Source organism: Ignavibacteria bacterium (genome assembly GCA_025612375.1).
In the GTDB taxonomy this organism is placed as follows: domain Bacteria; phylum Bacteroidota; class Ignavibacteria; order Ignavibacteriales; family SURF-24; genus JAAXKN01.
Genome location: JAAXKN010000138.1, coordinates 1 through 1,044, shown reverse-complemented (window position 1 = coordinate 1,044; position 1,044 = coordinate 1). Strand labels below are relative to the sequence as shown.

The 1,044-nt window shown below is 41.5% G+C and carries 1 tRNA gene and 2 rRNA genes; all 3 read right to left on the bottom strand.

Features of this window, described 5'->3' with window-relative positions:
* Window positions 1-214: 214 nt before the first annotated feature.
* Window positions 215-316: transfer RNA gene (locus HF312_21735), tRNA-OTHER, on the bottom strand.
* Between the two features lie 57 nt (window positions 317-373).
* Window positions 374-491 (bottom strand): 5S ribosomal RNA (gene rrf / locus HF312_21730).
* A gap of 190 nt (window positions 492-681) precedes the next feature.
* A 16S ribosomal RNA gene (locus tag HF312_21725) occupies window positions 682-1,044 on the bottom strand; the annotation flags it as partial.

Sequence of the window (1,044 nt, the reverse complement as noted above, 5' to 3'; positions counted from 1 at the left end):
CGCTCTTATTAGCTTGACCAGTTATTTCATCATCTAGCGTGATGACGAATTGGTCATAGGTTTATATTTTTTTGATGTCTTGTCTCATAAATCTTTCGATTTACAATAAATAAATATTCAATGTGTAGTTTTCAAGGTACAAGGTATTCCTATTTTATATCTTTATAGGAATCATTTGTTTCTTATTTAGCATATTTCATCTTCCTAAGAAACAGTGGTTTAATGAGAATTGAACTCATGCTTCCTGATTACATGATTTCTTCAAGTCTAAACTTCTTAAATCATTTCAGGCGCTCTTCCACTGAGCTATAAGCCATTTATTTTATTTTCATTATGCTCTTTTATTATAAGAACAGCTATTATTTTTTTATCAATCCGGCAGCCACCTACTCTCCCATATCGTTTCCAATATAGTACCATCGGCCGCTTATGTCTTAACCATCGTGTTCGGGATGGGAACGGGTGTGACCCATAAGCGCATCACCACCGGAAATTTCGCGTATTAAGTTTTGTCAAACACATTCGAGTGATATTTTGTGTGAAAAGCTCGCTTTTCTAAGCAAAATATTGCTTGAATGTAGTCGCGGGGCGCCCGCGACCGAGTGAACATAGTTCACGAGGTTTGGCAAAATCCCTTGACTCACTTAATAACTCAACAGTAAAACAACCCCTACTTTTTCTTTCCTTAGAAAGGAGGTGATCCAGCCGCACCTTCCGATACGGCTACCTTGTTACGACTTCACCCCAGTTATCGGCTCCACCTTCGGCAGCTCCCTCCTTACGGTTGGGTCACTGACTTCGGGCATATCCAACTCCCATGGTGTGACGGGCGGTGTGTACAAGACCCGGGAACGTATTCACCACGACATTCTGATTCGCGATTACTAGCGATTCCAGCTTCATGTAGTCGAGTTGCAGACTACAATCCGAACTGAGATGACCTTTTTGAGATTTGCTCCACTTCACAGCTTCGCTTCTCTTTGTAGTCACCATTGTAGCACGTGTGTAGCCCAGGTCATAAGGGGCATGATGATTTGACGTCAT